The sequence below is a fragment of the Pseudoalteromonas sp. DL-6 genome, assembly GCF_004328665.1.
Taxonomy (GTDB): domain Bacteria; phylum Pseudomonadota; class Gammaproteobacteria; order Enterobacterales; family Alteromonadaceae; genus Pseudoalteromonas.
In genome coordinates this window covers 1270895-1294379 of record NZ_CP019770.1, presented here as the reverse complement: position 1 = coordinate 1294379, position 23485 = coordinate 1270895, and the positions used below count along the sequence as shown (strand labels likewise).

General features: G+C 39.9%; 19 protein-coding genes. 14 read left to right on the top strand and 5 right to left on the bottom strand.

All coding sequences use genetic code 11. The annotated features are described in order from the left end of the window. Positions 1-272: 272 nt before the first annotated feature. On the bottom strand, positions 273-1289 hold the full coding sequence (yejK, locus tag B1F84_RS06025) for a nucleoid-associated protein YejK (protein ID WP_131690858.1): 1017 nt from the start codon (positions 1287-1289) through the stop codon (positions 273-275). Between the two features lie 63 nt (positions 1290-1352). Between yejK and B1F84_RS06020 the strand changes: the two genes are divergently transcribed. From B1F84_RS06020 to B1F84_RS05970, 11 genes are all read left to right on the top strand, one after another. Next, positions 1353-1565, top strand: coding sequence for a DUF1414 domain-containing protein (locus B1F84_RS06020; protein ID WP_008109847.1), 213 nt, complete (start codon positions 1353-1355; stop codon positions 1563-1565). Positions 1566-1570: 5 nt separating this feature from the next. Next, positions 1571-3067 (top strand): DUF3413 domain-containing protein, encoded by a 1497-nt coding sequence (locus tag B1F84_RS06015; RefSeq protein WP_131690857.1) that lies wholly within the window; start codon positions 1571-1573, stop codon positions 3065-3067. 146 nt (positions 3068-3213) lie between these two features. Further along, positions 3214-3705: a DUF4124 domain-containing protein gene (locus B1F84_RS06010; protein WP_036934386.1), complete on the top strand. Its 492-nt coding sequence runs from the start codon at positions 3214-3216 to the stop codon at positions 3703-3705. 183 nt (positions 3706-3888) lie between these two features. Further along, a complete protein-coding gene (gene aceK, locus B1F84_RS06005; protein WP_008109841.1) occupies positions 3889-5607 on the top strand; it encodes a bifunctional isocitrate dehydrogenase kinase/phosphatase in 1719 nt (572 codons plus the stop codon). 16 nt (positions 5608-5623) lie between these two features. Then, positions 5624-6562 carry a LysR family transcriptional regulator gene (locus B1F84_RS06000; protein ID WP_076919116.1) on the top strand — a complete coding sequence of 313 codons (939 nt, stop codon included), beginning with the start codon at positions 5624-5626 and terminating at the stop codon, positions 6560-6562. A gap of 171 nt (positions 6563-6733) precedes the next feature. Beyond that, the gene (locus tag B1F84_RS05995) at positions 6734-7177 is read left to right on the top strand and encodes a PA2169 family four-helix-bundle protein (RefSeq protein ID WP_131690856.1); all 444 of its coding nucleotides are present in this window, start codon (positions 6734-6736) and stop codon (positions 7175-7177) included. A 169-nt stretch (positions 7178-7346) separates the two neighbouring features. Further along, positions 7347-10163, top strand: coding sequence for a TonB-dependent receptor (locus B1F84_RS05990; protein ID WP_131690855.1), 2817 nt, complete (start codon positions 7347-7349; stop codon positions 10161-10163). Between the two features lie 44 nt (positions 10164-10207). Continuing rightward, the gene (locus B1F84_RS05985; RefSeq protein WP_131690854.1) at positions 10208-11539 is read left to right on the top strand and encodes a DUF5690 family protein; all 1332 of its coding nucleotides are present in this window, start codon (positions 10208-10210) and stop codon (positions 11537-11539) included. Beyond that, a complete protein-coding gene (gene phnX / locus B1F84_RS05980; protein ID WP_131690853.1) occupies positions 11536-12345 on the top strand; it encodes a phosphonoacetaldehyde hydrolase in 810 nt (269 codons plus the stop codon). Before B1F84_RS05985 ends, phnX begins: the two co-directional genes overlap by 4 nt. Next, positions 12345-13736: an FAD-dependent oxidoreductase gene (locus B1F84_RS05975; RefSeq protein WP_131690852.1), complete on the top strand. Its 1392-nt coding sequence runs from the start codon at positions 12345-12347 to the stop codon at positions 13734-13736. The genes phnX and B1F84_RS05975 overlap by 1 nt, the downstream gene beginning before the upstream one ends. Before the next feature lie 88 nt (positions 13737-13824). After that, complete coding sequence (locus B1F84_RS05970; RefSeq protein ID WP_131690851.1) at positions 13825-14511, top strand: GntR family transcriptional regulator; 687 nt, start codon at positions 13825-13827, stop codon at positions 14509-14511. 53 nt (positions 14512-14564) lie between these two features. Here the strand turns inward: B1F84_RS05970 and phnW are convergent, their stop codons facing one another. The 4 genes from phnW to B1F84_RS05950 form a co-directional block, all read right to left on the bottom strand. Beyond that, a complete protein-coding gene (gene phnW, locus B1F84_RS05965; protein WP_205988837.1) occupies positions 14565-15662 on the bottom strand; it encodes a 2-aminoethylphosphonate--pyruvate transaminase in 1098 nt (365 codons plus the stop codon). Between the two features lie 155 nt (positions 15663-15817). After that, positions 15818-18850 carry a TonB-dependent receptor gene (locus B1F84_RS05960; RefSeq protein WP_131690849.1) on the bottom strand — a complete coding sequence of 1011 codons (3033 nt, stop codon included), beginning with the start codon at positions 18848-18850 and terminating at the stop codon, positions 15818-15820. A 9-nt stretch (positions 18851-18859) separates the two neighbouring features. Beyond that, positions 18860-19936, bottom strand: a complete 1077-nt coding sequence (locus tag B1F84_RS05955; RefSeq protein WP_131690848.1) for a FecR domain-containing protein — start codon at positions 19934-19936, stop codon at positions 18860-18862. Further along, positions 19933-20490: an RNA polymerase sigma factor gene (locus tag B1F84_RS05950; RefSeq protein WP_131690847.1), complete on the bottom strand. Its 558-nt coding sequence runs from the start codon at positions 20488-20490 to the stop codon at positions 19933-19935. The genes B1F84_RS05955 and B1F84_RS05950 overlap by 4 nt, the downstream gene beginning before the upstream one ends. 286 nt (positions 20491-20776) lie before the next feature. On the opposite strand from B1F84_RS05950, the gene B1F84_RS05945 reads away from it, so the two are divergent. The 3 genes from B1F84_RS05945 (at position 20777) to B1F84_RS05935 (ending at position 23435) form a co-directional block, all read left to right on the top strand. Continuing rightward, positions 20777-21379 (top strand): PilZ domain-containing protein, encoded by a 603-nt coding sequence (locus B1F84_RS05945; protein WP_131690846.1) that lies wholly within the window; start codon positions 20777-20779, stop codon positions 21377-21379. 110 nt (positions 21380-21489) lie between these two features. After that, positions 21490-22545 (top strand): agmatine deiminase family protein, encoded by a 1056-nt coding sequence (locus B1F84_RS05940; protein ID WP_131690845.1) that lies wholly within the window; start codon positions 21490-21492, stop codon positions 22543-22545. After that, positions 22542-23435 carry a carbon-nitrogen hydrolase gene (locus B1F84_RS05935; protein ID WP_131690844.1) on the top strand — a complete coding sequence of 298 codons (894 nt, stop codon included), beginning with the start codon at positions 22542-22544 and terminating at the stop codon, positions 23433-23435. Before B1F84_RS05940 ends, B1F84_RS05935 begins: the two co-directional genes overlap by 4 nt. The last annotated feature ends 50 nt before the right edge of the window (positions 23436-23485 follow it).

Below are 23485 nucleotides of genomic sequence, written 5' to 3'. Positions count from 1 at the left end.
GCTCGCAATTTGCCGTAAGCATGACAATAAGACTTTAGTGATTTATTTACCACAGAGGATAGGAGAAAACAGAGGAAATGATTAAATACAAATGTTATGAAATTAAAAAGTACAGGGTATTGGTTTTGTTATGTATTCTCGGTGCAGCGCGCAGCGCCTCGGTGTTCTCTGTGGTTAAAAAACCAAAGATTAGAGTCAAAAAAGTTAGCTGGCTGCGGGGTTCGGGTTACGAACCTGATCCCGCAACCCGTAGCTCGCAGCCCGCCATGAGTTTAATCTTGCTCTTGTTCCATGAAACGTTGCAGTTGGTCTTTTAGGTTTGGCGGAATGCCCTTGATCACTAAGGTATCAGTGGCTTCATTATAAGTTACACGCTCACCTAAATGCTTACGCTCAAAGCTAATGCTCACACCGCCACCCAAGCCTGAAAATTTAACCATGCTGGTTACCGTTTTTTTATCAACCGGGAATGACTCTTCTAGGTCATAGCTTTGCTCTTTACAAAAGCTCTCAAACGGGTTGTCGTCGCCTTTAGTCAGCGTTGCTGAAAGTTCACTTACATTAGCCTCTTCGCCTGTGGTGACACAGTCGTTACAATAATCAAATACTTGCTTACGTAAATCGTCCTTTTCAGACTTATCAAATTCTTGCTCTGATAAGTAGTCTTCTACCGCGCTTAGCATCACTTGGCTTTGTTGCTTAGGGTCAATACCCTCTTCACAACCTAAGAAATCTAAGAAAAAGTCAGCTACTTTTCGCCCTGCACGGCCTTTAATAAATGAAATATAACGATTATCGTCTGCTTGGGTATCCCATGCGGTTAAATCGATGCGGGCAGCCAATTGCATACGCGAAATATCTAAATGGCGCGATGCGGCTAAATCAAGCTCTGAAGTCATTGAGTAGTGTTCTTTAATGTTGATCATGGCAATCAACATATAATCAGTAGCCACGTACTGATAATGACAAAATACTAAATAGCCAGTCTCATTAAAAGCGTATTTATCTAACTCTTCTTTTAATACCGTTGATGCTTGCTCGGTCATATGCCAAAAGCCAAGCTCATTATTGCGGTAGCTTTGCATAGTAGAGGCAACAATACTGTTTTTTTCGCCACTAAAAGCACAAAAACCTTTGCCCGGTTTGCCATTGTAGGCATGGTGTAATTGCTCAATGAATACAGCGACTTTGTCGTTGATCATCATTTCATCGTTGCGAAGGTGAATTTGGGTGTCGTCATCTTTTTTGTCTACATAGTGCACGACTAATTTTTTAACATCTATTGTCATCTTTGTTTTTCACGCCTCTGGTGTTAAAATACGGGAATATAACTATTTTTATTGAACCAACTGATGCCAATCTTATCAAAATACTCTAATGAAGAAGTAGAACAAATCGTCGATCAGCTTATTGATGTTTTATCAAAACACAATGCGCCGGTTGATTTAAGTCTTATGTGTTTAGGAAATTCTATCACGCATATCTTAAAAGAGCATGTACCAACAGGGAAAAGACAAGCTGTTACTGAGAACTTTGCAAAAGCACTCGCTCAGTCGGTTAAATAAACTCTATGAATTTATCGCAGCATAACCAGTTTTCATCGAAAGCAAGTCAATTATTAAGTTGGGGCCATTGGTTTACATTTGCCAATATTGGTTTGGCGCTTTTAATTAGCTTAAGCTATTTATTTGCCGACTCGCCGCCCACCACCTATATAGGTATTACTTATATGGTGGTTACGTGGCTAAGCCACACCAGCTTTATTGCATTTTTAGCGTTTGTGCTGACGGTTTTTCCTTTAAGTTTAGTGTTTCCTTATCCGCAGCATATACGCGGTATGGCAGCAGTGATAGCAACAATAGGTGCTTCAATACTCACTTTGGACGCTTATGTGTATTTTAACTTAGGCTATCACTTAAATGCCTCAGCACTGCCTGAAATTATTTCGTTGTTGTGGCACCGCTTAACAAATTCACCTGCGCTCACTACCTTGCTAGCTGGCAGTATTGTATTACTTATTTTAGGTTTTCAGCTTACGGTTAGTAACTTTACTTGGCACCATTTAGGGCGTTTGAAGCAATTTAAATTTGCCCGTTATGCCGGTTCTTTTTTAGTGATTTGTTTTGCATTAAGCCACAGCATTCATATTTGGGCTGATGCAAATTTAAAGTTTGATATCACCAAGCAAGACAACGTACTGCCACTTTCGTACCCTACTACAGCCAAAAGTTTACTCGCTAAAAACGACTTATTGGATGTTGAAAGCTACGAGCAAGCACATAATGTTAAAATTAATAACCAAGGTATTAATTACCAAATACCTACCCCATTAGCAAAATGTGAAGATTACAACGCAGCTAAAATTGATATTTTAGTTTTTGATAATGACGAGCAGTTAGCAAAATTTGTTGCCAGCAAACAAGGCGTTTATAAAAATCAGCAATTTTTACAACCTACAGATCATAGTGACATGCTATTTGGTTTAGTGTACGGCCTGCCTGCATTTTATAAAACCGACATTATTGAGCAACAAACGTTACCCGTTTGGCAAAGCCAACGTCGAAGTGTAGAAGTATACGGTATTGATGAGCTGAGCTTTATTAACGAGCAAGCACACAAAGACAGTGCAATCAGGGTTATCAAAGCAAATGAAAGCGCGACTGTACGCGATGATGCTACTGAGTTTTTTGCATTTAGTGTGTCGCAAAACAGTAATGAAATAGTGACTACGTCAACGCTATATAGCTCAGATAAGTTTATTTCTAAAGTGAACGGCTTAATTCAGCCGAGTGATATTATTGCTACTACCCTTGGCCAATATTTAAACTGTAATGCCCTTGCAGAGCAGACAATGTTAGGTAAAAACTTATACAGTAAAAGTAATAACATTGGCGTTAATTACTCACAAGGTGTCGTGATAGCTTATAAAAAAGATAGAATTACGCTAATTGATCGTGACGGAAATTTTAGAAATATTTCCGCAGCTGAAGGGTTTTCAATTGAACAAGGACTTGATATTCCGTTTTTAGTACACAGTATTAAAAAGCTCAAAACTTTTTCTCAATAGCACCTGATAGTTCAAGCGGGTTATTAGCACTGGCTCGCTTGATTTTCTATTTTTATTCCTTTGCACTTGCTATCCCCCCAAGCTAGGTTATAGTTTTTAGCATTAAAAATTATTAACTCGATCAGAATATGCAAAGGATAATCATTATGTTCAACGTTATTAATCTGATCATTATTGTCTGCCTTTTTTGTTTTAGCCCTTTCGCATTAGCTCAAACCACCTACTACAAATGCGTTACTCCAAAAGGAACGACATTTTCACAATTTCCCTGTAGTAACAATGCAACCATGCATAAAATAACTTCCACTGAGCCTAAACAGACAGGTGAAGAAATAAACTACACCCAGCAGTTAAACGAACTTGAACGCGACACCATAATTACCAACTTAGAGGCAGAGCTGCGCAGTAACCAGCATAAACTCGCCATTCTTACACGAGAAAAAGACAGAGCTGATTTTAAGCAACAACAGCGCTTAAATCATATATTGAGTGCGGAAGACAAAAAACGAATTAGTAAAGATATTAAAAAGACACAAAAAAGCTTAGATAAGCAATATAAAAAAGATAAAAAGTTGATTGAAAAGCGAATTAAAAAATTACAAAAAAAGATTGATGCCTACCAATCAGCCACTAATTAACTTAAATAAATATCATCTTAATTAGCTTGGTTTTAAATATAAAATAACATACCCTTAACAACCGTAGAGTTTGAACTCTAATGCGTGTTTAGTGGTGCAACTTCTTTTAACCACCTTTTACAATTTAAATGGTATCCACCTGCACTTTGCTAAACACCTAAAGGCGTCAATTAAGGAGTACTGATGCAACCACGCCAAATTGCTGAATTAATTTTAACCGGATTTAAAAAACATTACCTGCTGTTTCAAAGAACAACAGCAAAAGCGCCCTATGCGTTTGCTAAAAGAGATTGGCAAGCAATTAATGATATTAGCCGCTTGCGTATTAGTTATTACGATGATCGGGTTAACGAAACCACAAAAACCTTACGTGAACGCCAGCAAACAGACCAGCTAAACGAAAGCTTATGGCTTGAAGTAAAGAAAATTTACCAGCATTTTTTATGTTTTCATCCGCAAGCTGAGCTTGCTGAGACATTTTATAACTCCGTATTTTGCCGCCTGTACCACCGCCGCTATTTCCATAACGACTTTATTTTTGTTGAAGCGACACTAAAAGATGCACCTTCAGTGCCTGTAGAAGCTGAATACAGAAGCTACTTCCCGGTAGTGGACGGTTTAAAACCAACCATTAAACGCATCATTAACCACTTTGATTTTAAAGCCGATTTTGTCAATCTTGAGCGCGATATTCGTTTATTAGTTAAAGCATTTTATAAGCAGGCCCCCGATACTCACCACCAGCATTGGCAAATGCGTTTTGATATATTACACACGCCGTTCTACCGCAATAAAGCCGCGTATATTGTAGGGCGTGTTGTATCGCAAAGTGGCGTTCAACCTTTTATCATTGCGGTACTTCACCATGAAGATCAGGGGTTATATCTTGATGCCCTGCTGACTAAGTCGTCGCAAATGCGGGTTATTTTTGGCTTTGCACGCGCTTACTTTATGGTAGAAACTCACGCCCCTTCCGCGTTAGTGCGGTTTTTAAACCAACTGATGCCGAATAAAACCTTAGCCGAGCTTTACAACGCGATTGGTTTTCATAAACAAGGAAAAACTGAGTTTTACCGTGAGTTTTTGAATCATTTAACCCATTCTAATGACGAATTTACTATTGCACCTGGCACCCCAGGTATGGTGATGATGGTATTTACTCTGCCCTCATTTGGCTATGTATTTAAAGTCATCAAAGATAAATTTGGTGAAAGTAAGCCATTTGGTCGCGATACCGTATTAAAACGCTATCAATTGGTTAAAAGCCACGACCGTGTAGGGCGAATGGCCGACACTATAGAGTATTCAAACGTCGTATTTCCTTTAGCGCGTTTTGATAGTAACTTGTTAGCGCAGTTACATAAAACCATTGGATCATCAATGGTTATTGAAGGTGACTGGTTAATTATAAAACATTTATATATTGAAAGACGCATGACACCGCTTAATCTGTTTTTAGAAAATGCAGATGAAAAAAGTGCCGCCGATGCCATAGAAGAGTATGGTCAAGCACTCAAAGAAATGATTGCCGTGAATATTTTCCCCGGTGACATGTTGTTAAAGAACTTTGGTGTAAGTAAGCACAAACGTATTATTTTTTACGATTACGACGAAGTGCAATATTTAACAGACATGAACTTTAGAGCACTACCCAAAGCAAAAAGTTATGACGATTATTTAATGGACGAACAAAGTTACTCGGTTGCTCCTCAAGATGTATTTCCAGAGCAGCTATGTACTTTTGTAATGCCTAACCCAACATATAAACAATTTTTAACTAGCACGCACCCTGAATTACTTGATGTGAACTTTTGGAAACAAGCACAACAAAATATAAAAAATGGAAAGGTGAGTCATATTTATCCCTATCCTACAGCACAACGTTTTATCCATTATTGGTAAACGTTAAGGACACACAATGAATATAAGTAAAATAGATTTAAATTTACTGGTTTACCTCGATACATTACTGCGCGAATGTAATGTTACTCGTGCTGCAAACCAGCTTAGTATTACTCAACCGGCCATGAGTAACGGACTTAAACGCCTACGAAATCTTTTTAATGATCCTATTTTAGTACGTACCAGCGATGGCATGGTGCCGACCGAGCGTGCTATTGAGCTACAGCCTGTCATTCGTGGCATTTTGATGACCCTGGAAGAAACACTGGCACCTAATCGTGAGTTCGATGCTAAACAAAGCAAACGGGTATTTAGGATCATGGCCAGTGATTACGCAGCCAGTACCATGGCACCGCGTTTATTAGGCAAACTACACGAAGAAGCGCCCGACACCACCTTAGATATTTTAACTCCCAGTGATGTTACCTTTCACGATGTTGAAAACGGTAAAGTAGATATGGCGATTAACCGCTTTGAAAATTTACCACAATCGTTTCATCATAAACGTATTTGGAAAGATAGCTTTTGCTGTTTAGTCAAATCCGACAACCCTATTATTGAAAACTTTAGTCTAGACAGCTATTTAAAAGCCCGCCACATTTGGGTAAGTAAGACAGGTTTTGGTGTGGGTGTAGGGATGGATCCTAAAGATGTGCAAAAGCTGGGCTGGGTTGACGAAGCACTGGCTCATTTTGGTAAACACCGAAATATTGCCACCTTTACCCGTAACTACCATGTCGCTATTCATTTAGCGAAAGAGAAAAACCTAGTTGCTACGTTGCCCTCAAAGGCAGCCAATATTTATTTAGACGATCCTGGGCTTAAAATACTTGAGCCACCCTTTCCTATTCCGCCATTTGAACTTGATATGATATGGAGCCCTTTATTACACAGAGATGCTAGCCATATTTGGTTACGCCAAAAAGTAGCTGAAGTAGCGGATGAGCTAAAATAACCTTCTTACATACCTTTATGTAAAATTTGCTTGCTAGCGCTTGGTTAGCAAGCCTTCCTCCCCGTCAAAAACAATTAAAAGCCATAAAATACAAAAACTTAAAAATAAAGCTTGTTTGGAATAGCGCTTGCTTGGTAATGACTGTATTTTAAATTAACAGAGGTCATTATTATGAGCACCCATCAAGGACAAGAAATAAATCATATTACCGACATTATCCAAGTAATGAATAGCGGCATCGACTTTTACCAAACAGCACAAGATAAAATACAAGACCCCGCAATAGGCGCCCTATTCCAACGTATGATTGACGCGCGTAAAGTCTGTGTGGAGAGTTTACAACCTTATGCAATTAATCAGCAGGGTGAACGCGAAGATGGCTCGTCGTTTGTTGTAGAAGCACGCCAAGCATTCACCGCTTTGATCAGTAAATTTACTAACGATAACGATCAAATTTACGTTAAAGAGCTTGAGGAAGTAGAAGATAAAACCTTAGAAGAAATAAAAATAGCGTTGAAAAAGCCTCAGTCCCACGACTGTGAAGCAGCGCTATCAAAGGTATTACTTACCATGCAAAGCTGCCATGCAGAAATGAGTAAAATGCAAAAACATTAAGTTTAATACAAAGAATAACCGCCCAGCCTTAGTGCTGGGCTTTTTGTTACCTTAAAAAAATCCCCTCCTGTGAAAAAAATTAGTTTCGTCACATGTTTGTAAAAATTCATCACTATTATTAGTTAAAATATCTGGTCTAGACCAAAATAAACTTAAGGTAAAACTAATAATGAAACGACATGCAATAGCCACTGCTATATTACTGTGTACTAGCCCGTTATTTATTGCCCAAGATGCCGTTGCCGGTAACGCTACATTTGTAGGCACTGTAGAAGATAGTAAATCACTGCTCTCTGGCGCATTAATCACAGTAGTTGGTACTGGTAAAAGTACCGTAACAAACTATCAGGGACAATTTGAGTTACCGCAGTTAAATCCTGGTAAACACCAACTTAAAGTGACTTATTTAGGTTATCAGCCTTATTTTGTTGATATTACTGTTGGTGAAGGCGAAATAAAAAAGCTAAAACCAATCACTCTTTTTGCTGCAAATAATAATAACGCCATTGAAGAAATAATTGCTGTCGGCCAAATTCAGCGCGGTGAAATGGCGGCAGCTAATAACCAAAAAAATGCCAAAAGTATTAAAAATATTATTTCTGCTGACGGTATTGGAAAACTACCTGATAGAAATGCAGCTGAAGCTGTACAGCGTATACCTGGAGTATCGATTGAACGTGACCAAGGTGAAGGTCGTTTTGTTGCTGTGCGCGGTCTACCGGCACAGTGGAGCTCTGCGAGTATTAACGGCGATCGTTTACCAACGGCTGAAGAAGAAACCACCAGTCGAGCAACAGCTTTTGACTTTTTCCCTAGTGAATTAATTGAATTTGTCGAAGTGTCGAAAGCGCTAACCCCTGACCTTGAAGGTGACGCCATTGGCGGTAATGTTAATTTTATCACTAAAAAAGCGCCCGATGATTTTGTGTTTAATACTAATTTTGCAATTGGTCAAAATGAGCTTGCCGATGGCACTAATTATTCAGCAAACTTACTTTACGGCGACCGCTTACTAGACGACAAGTTAGGTTTTTTGATCAATGCGACTGCGTGGCAACGTGACTGGGCCACTGATAACTATGAGCCGCGCCGTGGCAATGATGGTTTAGGCATTTATCGCTTAGAGTTACGAGATTATACCGGCACGCGCGAAACTTATGGGCTTAATGGTGCTGTTGAGTATCAACTTGAACAAGGCACAATTAGCGCCACAGCCATGTATGGGACTTTAATTGATGACGAAACACATTATAAGCATCGTATGCGCTTTGATAAAAATCGCGCTGAAGTACAACATATCCGCAATGAATTAATTACCGAAATGACTGGGCTTGAGTTAGAGGCAGAGCATTATTTTGGTTATGACAAAACTCTTAGTTGGAAGTTATCAAGTTACGAGAATGAATTTCGTTATGGCAATACCCCAAATAGCGAAGACAACAGTTATTTTGTTGTCAGATTTGACCAAAAACAGGTTGGCTTTCAAGGACTAGAAGACAGGGGCACAGGCAAAAATTACGCTTATAATACGATTGATGGTGGCAGCGATCCATGGAATGCAATCAGTAACCATTTACCTAGTGATTTTTCGTTCGATCCTGCTAATACTAATCTTTCATGGGTAGAGTTATATAAAATATTCGTTAATGAGAAAGATAAAATTGTCGCGAGTGCCGATTTCGAATGGCAAGTAGATGCAAACTTAACTGTAAAAATAGGTGCCAAATACCGTGATAAAGAACGTGTCGCGCGCTTTAGCGATGAATTTTACGCGTGGGATGAAGCAAACTATGGCGCTGCGCCAAGCTTAAGTGACTTTACTTTGGCAGATCAGCCAGGCCGCAATGATTTTTTAAATGAATTAGCTATTGATTACCAACAGCAATTTTCGCAAGTTGTTGATACCGGCGATCTAGCGCAGTTTTGGAATACCAATAAAGACAAATTTGTACTTGATAAAAGTGAGTCTGCCTTAATTGAAAATGGCGGTGCGTTAGGACGTAACTTTAATGTTAACGAGCAGCATACCTCACTATATGGTATGGCAACCTATACAATTAATAACGACTGGGAAATACTAGGTGGTTTACGTCTAACTCAAACCGATACTGAAGTGAATGGTTATACATACCTAGCTGATGAAGATAGAGTTACACCAAGTCATGCTAAAAATTATTACCTATCGGTGTTACCTGCATTACATGTTACTTATCACAGCGACGAGCAAACCAACTACCGCTTAGCATTAACCCGCTCTTTCTCACGTCCTGACTTTGGCTCTTTAACACCAGGCGCAACCTACTTAGAAGCTGATAACGAACTTGTTACCGGTAATCCCGAACTCGAACCCACTTACTCAAATAATGTTGATTTGATGGTTGAGCATTTCTTTGAACGTGTTGGTTTAGTCTCTGCAGGCCTGTTTTACAAGGACATTAGCGACCCAATTTTTCAAAGTAGCTCAATTGGTCAGTTTAATGATAACAGTGGTGTAAATATTGTGCGCCCAGAAAATGGCGACAGCGCATGGCTTGCAGGTATTGAGATGGCCTTTAATCGCGATTTGGGCTTCATCAATCCGACTCTAGATAGCTTTGGAGTAATGGTGAATGCGACCTTTATGGACTCACAAATGAATATTCCAGATCGTGGCGATAAAGTAGCGATTCCGCGTCAAGCCGATAACCTCTATAACTTTACCTTATATTACGATGACAGCTCCTTTGCCGCGCGGGTTGCCCTAAATTATAAAGGCGAGTACATCGAAGAGCATGGCAGTGATCGGCAATCGGATAGCTATTATGGCGAAAATGTTAGCGTTGATTTTACTACGTCATACCAGCTTAACGAAAATGCATTAGTTTATCTTGAATTAAATAACCTAACTAACGAGCCGCTTAAATATTATTTGGGAGATGAAAATCGCCCGTTACAAGTTGAGTATTATGGTGTTCGCGGCATGGTCGGTATTAATTATCAATTTTAATCTATTGTATTACGCGGGGCGAAAGCCTCGCGAAGGATAACCCTATGTTTACGCAATCAAAGTGGCTACATCGTGCACACGGTGTTGGGTTTGTTCTATTTGCAGCAAGCGCCGCATTTATGACTTACTTTTGTATGTATGCATTTCGTAAACCCTTTACAGCTAACAGCTATACAGAGTTTGACGATCCAAGTTGGCAAATTAGCTTTAAAATAGCGCTCATTCTGGCACAAGTATTTGGCTACTTATGCGCCAAATTTATTGGTGTTAAGGTCATTGCAGAAATGCGGCACCAACAACGAGGTCTTGCCATCATTGGTATGATTACAGCAGCTGAATTATCGCTAATTTTATTTGCCGTTACCCCTGTTGGAGTCAACGTAGTATGGCTATTTTTTAATGGTTTATCGTTGGGAATGATTTGGGGTATTGTATTTAGTTTCTTAGAAGGCAGACGAACTTCTGAGATACTCGGTGCCATTCTCAGTGTCACCTTTATTTTGGCGTCTGGTTTAGTGCGCAGTGTCGGTAAATGGCTGATAGATAATCTCAATGTTCCGGAACTGTGGATGCCTGCCGCAACCGGAGCGTTATTTTTACCCTTGTTGTTACTTAGTGTTAAGTGTTTAACCTTGTTACCCAATCCAACACCAGAGGATCAGCAGGCGCGTCAACAACGCTTACCTATGAATGGTAGAGCCCGCTGGCAGTTTTTCAAACAATACTGGTTTGGTATTAGTTGTTTAATTCTGAGTTTCTTATTATTTACTGGCTTTCGTGACTTTCGCGATAACTTTGCCGCAGAAATTTGGCAAGCACTGGGATATGGCCAAGAGCCAGCTATATTCGCCTATGCAGGTATACGAATGGCATTCATAGTCTTGATTGCACTTGGTGCAATGGTGTTAGTAAAAAATAATAAAACCGCTTTTTATGTTAACCACGGATTCATTTTGTTTGGTGCCTGCTTGTTCGTAGGCAGTACTCTTGCGTTTGAAAGCCAATTACTAAACGCTAAGGCATGGATGGTGCTCCTTGGAGCTGGCCTTTATATTAGTTACATCCCCTACAATTGCTTCTTATTTGACCGTATGATTTCTGCTGTTGGCTCAACCGCTAATGCCGGGTTTTTAATTTACTTAGCAGACTCAGCTGGTTATTTGGGCTCGGTGAGTATCTTACTCTATCGCACCTTTGTGATGCCTGAGATTAGTTGGCTTAACTTTTTTATAAACGCCTGTTACTGGGTCGGCTGTATCGCTGCATTCTTGGTATTGTGCTCACTAAGCTACTTTGTAATGCGCTTATCCCCTTTCAAACAAGTTCGCAGGTTACACCCTGTATCTACACCTACATATATAAGAGAAGAAATATGAAACATTTAGAAGCACTCATTTTAGACTGGGCCGGCACAGTTGTAGACCATGGCTCTGTAGCGCCAACCACTATTTTTGTGGAGGCATTTAAAGCCGCGTTTGATTTTGATATTACGCTGGCGCAAGCGCGTATTCCGATGGGCATGGGAAAATGGGACCATATTGCAACCCTAGGTAAATTACCGGAAATTGAATCTCGTTGGCAGGCACAATTTGGCTGCTCAATGACTAATGAGCAAATAGATCATATTTACAATACCTTTATGCCATTACAAAAAGCTAAAGTCGCAGATCGTGCTATGCCTATTGCTGGCGTATTACCCGTAATAGCGCGTTTAAAAGAGCAAGGTATTAAAATTGGCAGCTGTTCAGGCTATCCTCGCCAAGTGATGGACGTGCTTGAAGTGGCTGCCGCTGAATATGGTTACCAACCCGATCATAGCGTTGGTAGTGATGAACTAACGGCTGGCTCTCGCCCAGGGCCATGGATGGCACTTGAAAACGTGAATGCACTAGGCATTCAACGTGTTGCGAACTGTGTAAAAGTTGACGATTCAGCACCTGGCATCGCTGAAGGGTTAAATGCAGGAATGTGGACTGTTGGTGTTGCCCTAAGTGGTAATGCAGTCGGTTTAACCGAACAAGAATGGGCAGCGTGCTCAAACGATGAACAAGCCGTTTTAACCCGTCAAGCATACCAGCATTTATATCAAGCCGGCGCTCATTTCGTGATTGACTCTTTAGCTGATATTGAACCTGTTTTAATGCAAATTGAAGCGAGACTCGCTCGAGGAGAGCGTCCTTAATGAATTATCAACCTTTTTGGTTTGATAGCGCCATAAAAGAGGAGGATGCCGATAGACTTCTTCCTCAACTTCCTGAAAATCATCACACCGATGTTTGTATTATCGGTGGGGGGTTTACAGGACTTTGGACCGCCATTCAAATCAAGCAACAGCAGCCCCAAAAAAAAGTGACTATTATTGAACAAGGGTTGTGTGGTCAGGGCGCATCGGGCCGTAATGGCGGTGCGATGTTAACATGGTCGACTAAATTACCCAGTCTGATTAAATTAGTAGGATTAGAAAACGCCCTTTTTTTAGTACAACAATCTGAGCAAACCGTCCATGATATTAAGCGTTTTACGCTAACTTATGCTATTGATTGTGATTGTCGAATTGATGGATGCTTTTATACAGCCTCCAACACGAGTCAAATTGGGCGGTTAAGTAACGCGCTTGATTACTTAGATAAATTTAAAATTAATTCGTGGCATTCTTGTGACACTCAACAATTACAACAAACCGGTTCAAAGCAAAACCTCACTGCTCATTTTTCTGCACATGGTGGCAGTGTACAACCAGCGAAGCTCGTCAGAGGATTAAAGCGAGTCGCGCAACAGCTTGGAGTGACAATAATAGAGCAATGCGAATATATGCAACACTTTGGCGATCAACAAATAACCGTACATACAAGTCAGGGGAACCTATTATCCAATACAGTTATTTTTGCGGTTAATGCGTGGCTACCTAGTTTACATAAAGTATTTTCTCGCTCTGTTGTACTGGTTTCTAGTGACATGGTCATCACTAAGCCAATCCCAGAAGTTTTAGAGCAACTAAATTTAAATCACGGCAGTGCTATTATTGACTCTCGTCTGTTTGTTAATTACTACCGGACCACCAGTGACGGGCGGTTAATGTTAGGTAAAGGAGGAAACTTTTTTAGTTATTGTAATAAGGTACATCCAAAGTTTGATTTGCCGAGCAGCTATGATGATATTTTAAAATCATCACTCAATTATTTCTTTGAAAGGCATCACTTACCCATAGAACGAACGTGGACGGGCGCTTCCGATCGCAGCGTTTCTGGCTTTCCATTCTTTGGTCAGCTTAACAATCAAAAAAATGTATTTTACGCAGGTGGCTACTCTGGCAATGGCATTGTACAATCTTATTTGGGTGCAAAAATTCTCTGTGCAATGGTACTCAATAATGATCCTAAGTGGCAAAACTGTGGCTTAGTTAATCAATCACTAAATCAGTTTCCTATTGAACCCATCCGAACAGCAGGTGCATATTTAGTGCGTAATGCAATAAGACGTAAAGAGGCCGCAGAAGATAGTAATGCAGCAGTTCGCAGTATTGATAATTTTTTGGCTAAATTAAGTGGCAATGCTGCTAAAGTCGATTCATAAACTAGCTGAATATAATGCTCACCATAAACAATATAAGTCATATTATACTCAGCTAAGCTATTATATTTTTAGGATAAATAATCAAACGATGCTTTTATATCAAGAGATCCGTAATTATATTCATGCGCTACTAAAAACCGACGTGATTGCAGCGGGTCATAAGTTGCCTTCAGAGCGAGAATTACAACAAAAGTTTAGTTCTACCCGAATTACTGTTCGCGAAGCGCTTCTGAGGTTGGAAGCTGAAGGCCTAATATTCAGTCAAAAACGTAAAGGCTGGTTTGTCACCCCAAAAAGATTAAAGTGGCACCCTGCTACTAAAGTCAATTTTTATGAATTGGCAAAACAACAAGGATTTGTTGCACAAACGACACTCGTGAGTGTGCAACAGCAGGCAAAGCTTAAAATTTGCCAAGCGTTAGATGCCCAAACGCTTTATCATCTTCAACGTATACGTAGTCTAGATAATCGCGCCGTAATGTTTGAGCATATTTATTGTGATGCTAAACGCTTTGCTGATTTTCACTTACACCCCTTAGATACCTCTATCACCGATATTATGGCAAAACAGTACGCAACGAATATCGTTAATGAGCAAAGCATAATAAATGTCACGGTATTACCTGATGAAGTGAGTCATCTACTTGAAAAAAATAGCGGTACACCCTGCTTACACGTTATTAGAAAGCGATTTGATGAGCATGGTTTGTTAGTTGATTATAACATTGAGTACTGGTTGCATAATGCCATTGAAATGGTGGTTGATGGCCAATAAAAAAGCGGTGTTTAATGAAAATTAAGCACCGCTTGCACGGGTGAAAATTAGCTTTAAGCTTTCCAATATTGGTTTTTTGCCACAGCATCAAGCAAACGCTGTATATCGGCCTCAACTACTTCACCAATATTACCTATGCGAAAGCAATCGGCGTTAGAAACTTTACCAGGGTAAATAACAAAACCTTCTTGCTTTAACGCACTGTAAAAAGATTTAAAATCATAATGCTCTTCGCTAGGCGACAAGAATGAGGTAATGATGGGGGAATGAACTTCCTCATTCAGTAAAGGTACAAACCCTAACGCTTTCATACCTGCTACCAAAGTCTTTTGGTTTTGCGAGTAACGCTTAAAGCGCTCTGCTATTCCTCCTTCCTCATCTAACTCTTGCAGGGCTTGATAAAATGCACGCACAACATGAGTTGGCGAGGTAAAACGCCATTTACCATGGTGTTGCTCCATACATAACCATTGCTGATATAAATCCAACGACAAGGAGCGCGCAATGCCTTCACTTTGCTCAATAATACTCTGCTTACATACCACAAAGCCAAAGCCAGGGACACCTTGAATGCATTTATTTGCAGAGCTGATCATTACATCTATATGCCACTGTGCTAGGTCGAACTCAATACCGCCAAAACTGCTCATAGCATCAACAATAAATACCTTTTGATACTTTTTAGCTAGTGAGCCAACCTCTTCAATTGGATTGAGTATACCTGTGGTCGTTTCACAATGGACCATTGCAATGTGAGTAATACCTGAATTATTTTTTAAAACAGTATCAATCTCATTAAGGTTTGGCAGTGCCGTTTCTGTATAATTTAAAACATGACAGTCAATTGCTAAATAGTCGGCAATTTCAGCAATACGCTTCCCGTATGCCCCATTATTAATAACAAGTAACTTACCCGTTTTTGGAATAAGACTGCCAAGCGCTGACTCTACACTGGCAGTGCCACTGCCTTGCATTAATACACTAGTATAATTAGGTTGTGATGTCGCAAGCGATACTAATTTATTACGTATTGTTTGCACTATGTCGCGATTATAATCATCATCCCAAGTACACCAGTCTTTAAGCATCGCCTGCTTAACAGTATTAGAGGTCGTTAATGGGCCGGGCGTTAATAGCAAATAATTGTTCATAATTTATTTCACTCAATCTGGTCTAGTCCAGATATTATTGAAGATTTCATAAACTAAAAACAGTGAAGTTTTTATGACACTATAAACACTGTAACTATAAAAACGATAAAAGGGCCTTACGGCCCTTTGGTTGTTAAATAACAATAGGAGAGTTATTAAAAGCGGTACTCTGCGCCTACGTAGTAGTAAGCACCATTAAAGCCAAATGGCGCTGAACGACGTGAGTACTTAAATACCCCGTCACTGCTGACAATGGTGTTACCTTGAGCATCCACAATTGTGCCTGAACGTGAATTACCTATGGTGTTTTCATCAGGGTAAACATCAAATAAGTTATTTGCGCCAATATTTACCGATAAATCATCAGTCACAAAATAGTTTACTTTAATATCCGTTAAAATTTCAGCACCGTAAGTCTGGCGGCCGCCATCTTCAACTGTGTACTCACCAAAACGGTTAAGCGATAGGTTTACGGTCCAGTCGTCGCGACGATAAAGTGCACTTAAGTTAATTCGATCTTCTGGTTGCCATTCTTCAATAATAGAAATTTCTTGATCAGAAAACACATCATCGACTGGCACGGTTTCAAGGCCAGAGCCTGCTGGTGTAAATAGCGACACCACATCGGTTTCGGTAAAGTTAGCCGCTAAAGTAAAATCAAGCGTGCCGCCTAGGCCTTCTGTATTCCACGTAGCAACAAAGTCGATACCTTGTGTCTCAGTATCAGCGCCATTTAAGAAAAACTGCCCTGCACCTGCACCCGAGCTTAATAACGCGGCATCAAGGCTGCTTGATAAGCCTTTACCTAAGCGATTACTAATTACAATACGATCGTCAATATCGATTGAGTAGTAATCTAAGGTTACATTAATATTATCGCTTACGTTATAAACGATACCTAAACTGCGGTTTTGAGATTTCTCTTCTGTGAGCTTAGGAATACCTAAACTTTGGGCAAGGGTTGAATCGTTTCTAAAGGTCCCTACTTCTTCAGCCACTAAATTGCCATTAGGGCCTACAACAAACTGTGTGCTGATGTTGTTAAAATACAACTGTTGCATTGAAGGTGCTCTAAAGCCTGAGCTTAGCGCACCACGAAGTGAAATATCTTCAGTTACTGACCAGTTACCGGCTAGTTTAAAGTTAACTGTATCGCCAAACCCTTTATAATTGTCGTAACGTAACGCCCCTGAGATAATCACATCTTCAATAACGTAAGCTTCAGCATCTAAGTAAAATGAGATCACATCACGCGACTCATCAACCGAAGATGCTGGCGATGAACCACCAAAGCCTTGTGTGCCACCGGATGCGTTTTCGCTGCCAATACCACCGCTTAGTCCATCGTAAATATTAACACCATTGTTGGTATCGTAATCACGATATGCATATTCACTACCCTCTAAAATTCGGTACTCATCGGTACGAATTTCAGCACCCATTGCTAACGAGTAGTCATCAAAATTTTGAGTAAAATCAAGATTGATCGTTTGCAGTGATAGCTCCATGCCATAAGCGTAACCTTGACGTGGAATCGTGGCGCGAATATCTGCTGCACTTAGGCCTTGGTCATAACGTAAAAAATTCGCGTAAGAGCCGTTAATAGTATCGCTGGTCGTGTAGTCAATACTGTTTTCACCATAGGTGTACGATAAATCTAAGCTTGAGTCGTTATCAAATTCAGTTTTATAACCAAAGTTATAGGAAATATCATCAATCGTGGTATTTATTTTAGGTAAGAAGCCAGCTGGGATAGTTGCATCGCCATCTTGGAGTACCGGGTTACCACCTGCATTAGCATTATGGCGGAAAAATGCTGCTGATTCGTTATCACGAGTTGAATAGGTAATAAAACCGTATAGTTCACCCGCTCCTAATTCGTAGCCGGTGTTAACTGTTAAACCAAATTGTTGTGAATCAGCATCACCAATTCTGAATGTATCACGTGGTGCGGTTAATTCGCGTGGATCACCTGCAAGCAAGGTACCATCAGAAAGTTCAGTACAGCCATAGAACTGACATGAGCCATGAAGGCCTGCACGGTTAGTTGGTGCACGATCACGGTAGTTAATAGTTGTATTTAAATAACCGTTATCACCTAAAGCAAAGCCTTTATTAAAGTCGACATTAACGGTTTCGCCATCACCTTCAGAGTACTCACCGTAGTTAACGGCCGCTTTACCACCTTCGCTGTCATCTTTTAGCACGATATTAATAACACCGGCAATTGCATCCGAACCATATTGAGCCGCAGCGCCATCGCGCAGCACTTCAATACGTTTAATGGCTGAGGCTGGAATCGCATTCATGTCAGTACCCGCAGTACCACGACCAACAGAAGTATTAATGTGAATAATACTGGCTTGATGACGACGCTTACCATTGATCAATACCAATGTTTGATCCGGGCCAAGGCCACGTAAGGTTGCGGGTCTTAATGCATCAGTACCGTCACTAATAGATGAACTTGAAAAGTTAAAAGAAGGTGCGATAGCTTGAAGCATGCGGCCAACTTCAGTTTGACCAGTATTTTCGAGTGCTTCTGCACTTAAAATATCAACGGGGACAGGTAAGTCTTCAACTGAGCGTCCTGCGACACGACTACCTACAATAGCAATTTTTTCGATGTTTTGTTCTGCGCTTTGTTCAGCGGCATTTATTCCTTGTGAATTAACTGCAAGTAAAGCAGGTAATACAGCAGCACTAACTCCTGAAAGCTTCATCATGTTGTTATCTTTCCTATTGATTTGTTTGAGTTTAATACTCAGTAAACCATTTTGATCAACAACCGCATCGAGCTCAGTCTCAGCTAACAATGCGTTTAACGCATCGAGTTGAGAATAAAATCCATATAACGAATTTGCCTGGTACTGTTTAGCAAGTTCGTACGAAAAAACCACTGTTTGTTCAGTTTGCTTGGCAAATTCAATTAAGGCTTTGTCTGCTCGTTGCGCTTTTATATCAAACTGCATCATTTGCCCCTGGATTTGATTCGCATGCACACTGATACTAAAAAACAGCGGTGCAACGAGTCCCAACGGGCTTAAATAACACATATGGTTACTGCGCAACTTATATAAACAGTTAGCAAACAAAAATCCTCTATAGGTTTTTATCATTTTTTTAATCTTTAAATTACTTTTTAAACCCTTATGAGTAACATTGATTAACAATGGCGTGATTTTCATTACCATTACCTATGACTTTTTTTGATATTTTAAACTAACAACATGCTCGCCTAAACGCTCATGCTCAATTGAAAAATTATTTTGTAAGCTCTCTAAAAGCCCTGCGACATCACCCGCTTTAAAAACGCCAGCCACTTTAATACGCGCTAATTCATCAGATGACAGTTCAAATCGCGTGGCGGTATAACGGCTAACTTCGTTTAAGGCATCAACCAGTTGCTCGCCATTGAATATCAACATGCCATTTTGCCATGCTAAATCGCGTTGTACGTCATCAACCGATAATTGTGTAATTGGTTTAGTAACGCTCTGTTCAATAATAGCTTTTTCACCCGATATCACTATATTGGCATTGATCTGGCGGATTTCGTGATTGCTGTTATCAGCTTGCTGATACGCTTTAAAATCGTCAGCATTAACGGCAACGCTAGGATCGGTGATCATCACTTTACCTTCAGTGACTACCAACTCGAGATCTGATGAGGTATTGCGCTGAACATTAAATACTGTACCAAGTGCGGTAAAGCTTTTGTCACCCGCCATCACACTAAATGGTCGTGATGCATCTTTAGCTACGTTAAAACGTCCTTCCCCACGGCTTAGTAATAACTGTCTGCGCCCTTGGCTATAAGCTACTTCCAATGAACTATTGGTATTAAGCTGAACTATTGTGCCATCTGGTAAAACATAGGTTGCTTGCTCGCCAACCTTTGTTTTATAAATTTTTGTATAATTTACTTTAGCTAAATTTTGGCTAAAGTTGCTATCAATGTTTATCAAAAAATAGCTACACATCATTAAGGCTGCAATAATACTTGCTGCAATACCATATACATAGGCAGGCTTGGTTTTAATGCCAGCTGAGTGTTTATTAGGAAACAATACGCTAAGTTCGTTAAGCACACTTAAGTCGTCCCACAGTTGCGCTAACTCATATACCGCATTTTGATGAGCGGTGCTTTGTAGCATCCATAGTTTAAATTGCTCTTGCTCTTGTATACTTAAGCCACGATCAATCGCGCTTATCCATAGCGATGCTTTTTCTAAGATTAATTCTTTTGAAGTAAATTGATGGACGTTATTCATTTTACTGCCCTCACAATGCTCGCACTTTGTTGCCCATGCTCACTCTCATCTTGCGCTTGCTCGCGCATATACAGCATGGTGTTTAATAGTCCTTTAGCAATGTGCTTTTCTACCGTGCTTTGACTTAGCTGCATTTGCTGTGCGATCTCTTTTTGGCTCATCCCATATACTTTTTTTAATATAAAACACTTTCTTACCACAGGGCTTAATTGCTCAGTAGCTCGGCAAAATAGTAAAAAACGCTCTTTGGAGGTGTATTCATCTTCTAATTGCATCGATTTGAGCAATTTAGGAAGTTCAGTTTCGTGATTCAAAGGAGTACTAAATTTATTATCCCATTTAGCTATATGATTCAAGGCGAGGTGCTTGGCTGTTTTTAACATATAGCTGCGGGTATATTGAATATCCTGTTTTAGCTCTGCTTCATAACTTTTAACAAAGGTTTCTTGAACAATATCATCAACATCGTCGGGTAAGACAATTTTAGACACAAAGCGTCGCAGTTGCGTGGATATATCTGAGAATGTACTGGCTAATTTAAGTCCTCGAGCCACGTGGGTAGTCCCTTGTTATTATTATTACGGTAAGATTACGAGTTTTATGGTTAATTACAAGGCATTTTGTTAATTATTGGTTATTTATTAGTTGCTAACATACATACTCAGTATAAATGTATTAATATTTATTATGTTCTTAATCATTATGACTGTATAAAAAGCAGCAGCCCTAGCGTTTTTATAGTGAAGCCAAACCGTTATTTAGCTTATTTTTATTGGCTTGCTGTGTAGTAATTTAATAACCGCAACGCTACTATTAACGGATAGAGGCTAGGAGTTAAAAATGAATAATCAAAAATTAGCTGATTTTGAGCTTTACTTTCAAATTGAAGAAAGCAATCGCGTCAATCTATTTACTGTAGATGACGCGGTGGTACCAAAAAGTTTAGCTGAACTAGACGCAGATATTCCGCCTTTATTTAAACTTGCTAACGAAGTCAGTAGTTTAGATCAAAGCGCTTTGGGCCCTTTGCGTAACTTAGGAGATATTGCCCAAGAACTGACGACGTTTTTACAAGCTCAGTCGCGCAAAATAGATTTGATCATGAGCCATATTTTAGCTTCAGAACAACCTGAAGATAACTCTATTTATTGCGACAGTTATGGCGGCGGCGGAATTAAGTTTACCAGTGAACATTTGTACACATTAGGTCAGAAATTTCGTACCAAACTGTTTTTACAACACGAAGCCTCTGCAGTGTATTGTTATAGCGAAGTCGTTGCTATAGAAAAACAAGACAATGAGCATTACCAATATACCCTGCTCTTTGTATCAATAAGAGACAGTGATCAAGAGTTAGTTGTTAGAGCCAGTTTACATGCGCAAACACGCCAGCTTAAAAAGCGTCAGCAACTTGAAAAAGCAAAAGAGAGTTCAAACGAGTAACACCAGTGTTTATTTACCGCTTTAAATTGTAGTTCAAACACTTATTTAAAAGTGACTTAGCCGTAATTGAACTGCTAAACTAGCCCCATCTTTATTTGTATTAAAAATCCATGAACTTTAGACTTTTACCTGAATGGGCCGAGCAAGATGCAGTTATGCTTACATGGCCACACAAAAATACCGATTGGGCTGATAATTTAGCGCGTGTTGAACCCGTTTATATTGAACTTGCAAAACATATTACTGCGCAACAAGCCTTAGTGATTGTTGCTCATGATGAAATATTAAAAACCCACATTAACTCATTACTAAATGATGCTGGTATTGAGCAAACCCGTGTATATTTTGTTGTTACTCCCACTAACGATACGTGGGCGCGCGACCATGGCCCACTTACCTGCAGCGCTATAGAAAAGCCAGAGCAATTAAAAGTCTACGATTTTACCTTTAATGGCTGGGGTAATAAGTTTGAAAGTGCCCTTGATAATCAAATAAACCACACATTAGTTAAACAGCTAAGCAATACAAACAACCAGTATCAAGCCCTCGATATGGTGCTTGAAGGCGGTGGTATTGAAATTAATGAACATGGTGTATTGCTAACAACTAGCGAATGTTTACTGAATAAAAACCGTAACCCTGATTTAAACCCAAGTGACATAGAAGTACTTTTAAAAGCGCACTTAGGCGCTACTGATTTTTTATGGGTTGATCATGGTTATTTAGCTGGTGACGACACCGATAGCCACATTGATACGCTCGTTCGTTTTGCACCTAACAACACCCTTGTGTATGTAAAATGTGACGATAAAAGCGATGAGCATTTTAGCGCGCTAGATGCCATGGAAAAACAACTACAAAGCTTTAAAACTGCTGATAACACCCCATATAAGCTAATTGAGTTACCGTGGCCAAAAGCCGTGTATGACGATGAAAATACGCGTCTACCTGCCACCTATGCAAATTACTTAATTATAAATAACGCAGTATTAGTGCCTATTTATGACGATATAAACGACCAACGTGCTTTAACACAAGTTCAAAAAGCATACCCAGAGCACACAATTATTGGTGTAAATTGTTTACCTATTATTGAGCAATTTGGCAGTCTTCACTGCATTACAATGCAATTACCCCGTGGATTTTTAGCTGGAGCAGCACAATGACAAGCCCTGCACATTTATCAGTTGCCTTAGTGCAACAAAGCAACAGTGACAACGCTGAACATAACATTGAAAAGTCAATTGCGGGCATTCGCGATGCAGCAAGTAAAGGCGCGCAACTTGTTGTACTTCAAGAATTACACCGTAGTTTATATTTTTGCCAAACCGAAGACGTTGATGTATTTGATTTGGCCGAAACAATACCAGGCCCAAGTAGTAATATTTTAGGTGAACTCGCCAAAGAGCTTGGTATTGTGATTGTAGCGTCATTATTTGAAAAACGTGCTACGGGCCTTTACCACAATACCGCCGTGGTGCTTGAAAAAGACGGCAGCATTGCAGGTAAATACCGTAAAATGCATATTCCAGACGACCCAGGGTTTTATGAAAAGTTTTACTTTACTCCTGGGGACTTAGGCTTTGAGCCTATTCAAACCTCAGTAGGTAAACTAGGTGTACTGGTATGTTGGGATCAATGGTTTCCTGAAGCCGCGCGCTTAATGGCAATGGCCGGTGCTGAGCTTTTAATTTACCCAACAGCTATTGGCTGGGATCCTCGCGATGATAAAGACGAGCAAACCCGCCAAAAAGAAGCTTGGGTTATTTCACAGCGAGCGCATGCGGTTGCTAATGGCGTTCCGGTGATTAGTTGTAACCGGGTTGGTCATGAAAGCGACCCGAGCGGTCAAAGTGACGGTATTCAATTTTGGGGTAACTCGTTTATTGCAGGCCCTCAAGGTGAAATGTTGGCAGAGGCTGATAACCAAAATGAACAAATATTAATGGTAAAACTTGATCAAAAACGCAGCGAGAACGTAAGACGCATCTGGCCGTATTTACGCGACCGTAGAATTGATCATTATCAAGATTTAACAAAAATTTACCGTGACTAAATAATAGTGTGGCTCTTATTCGTTAAGAGCCTAATTTAATGGAGTAATTA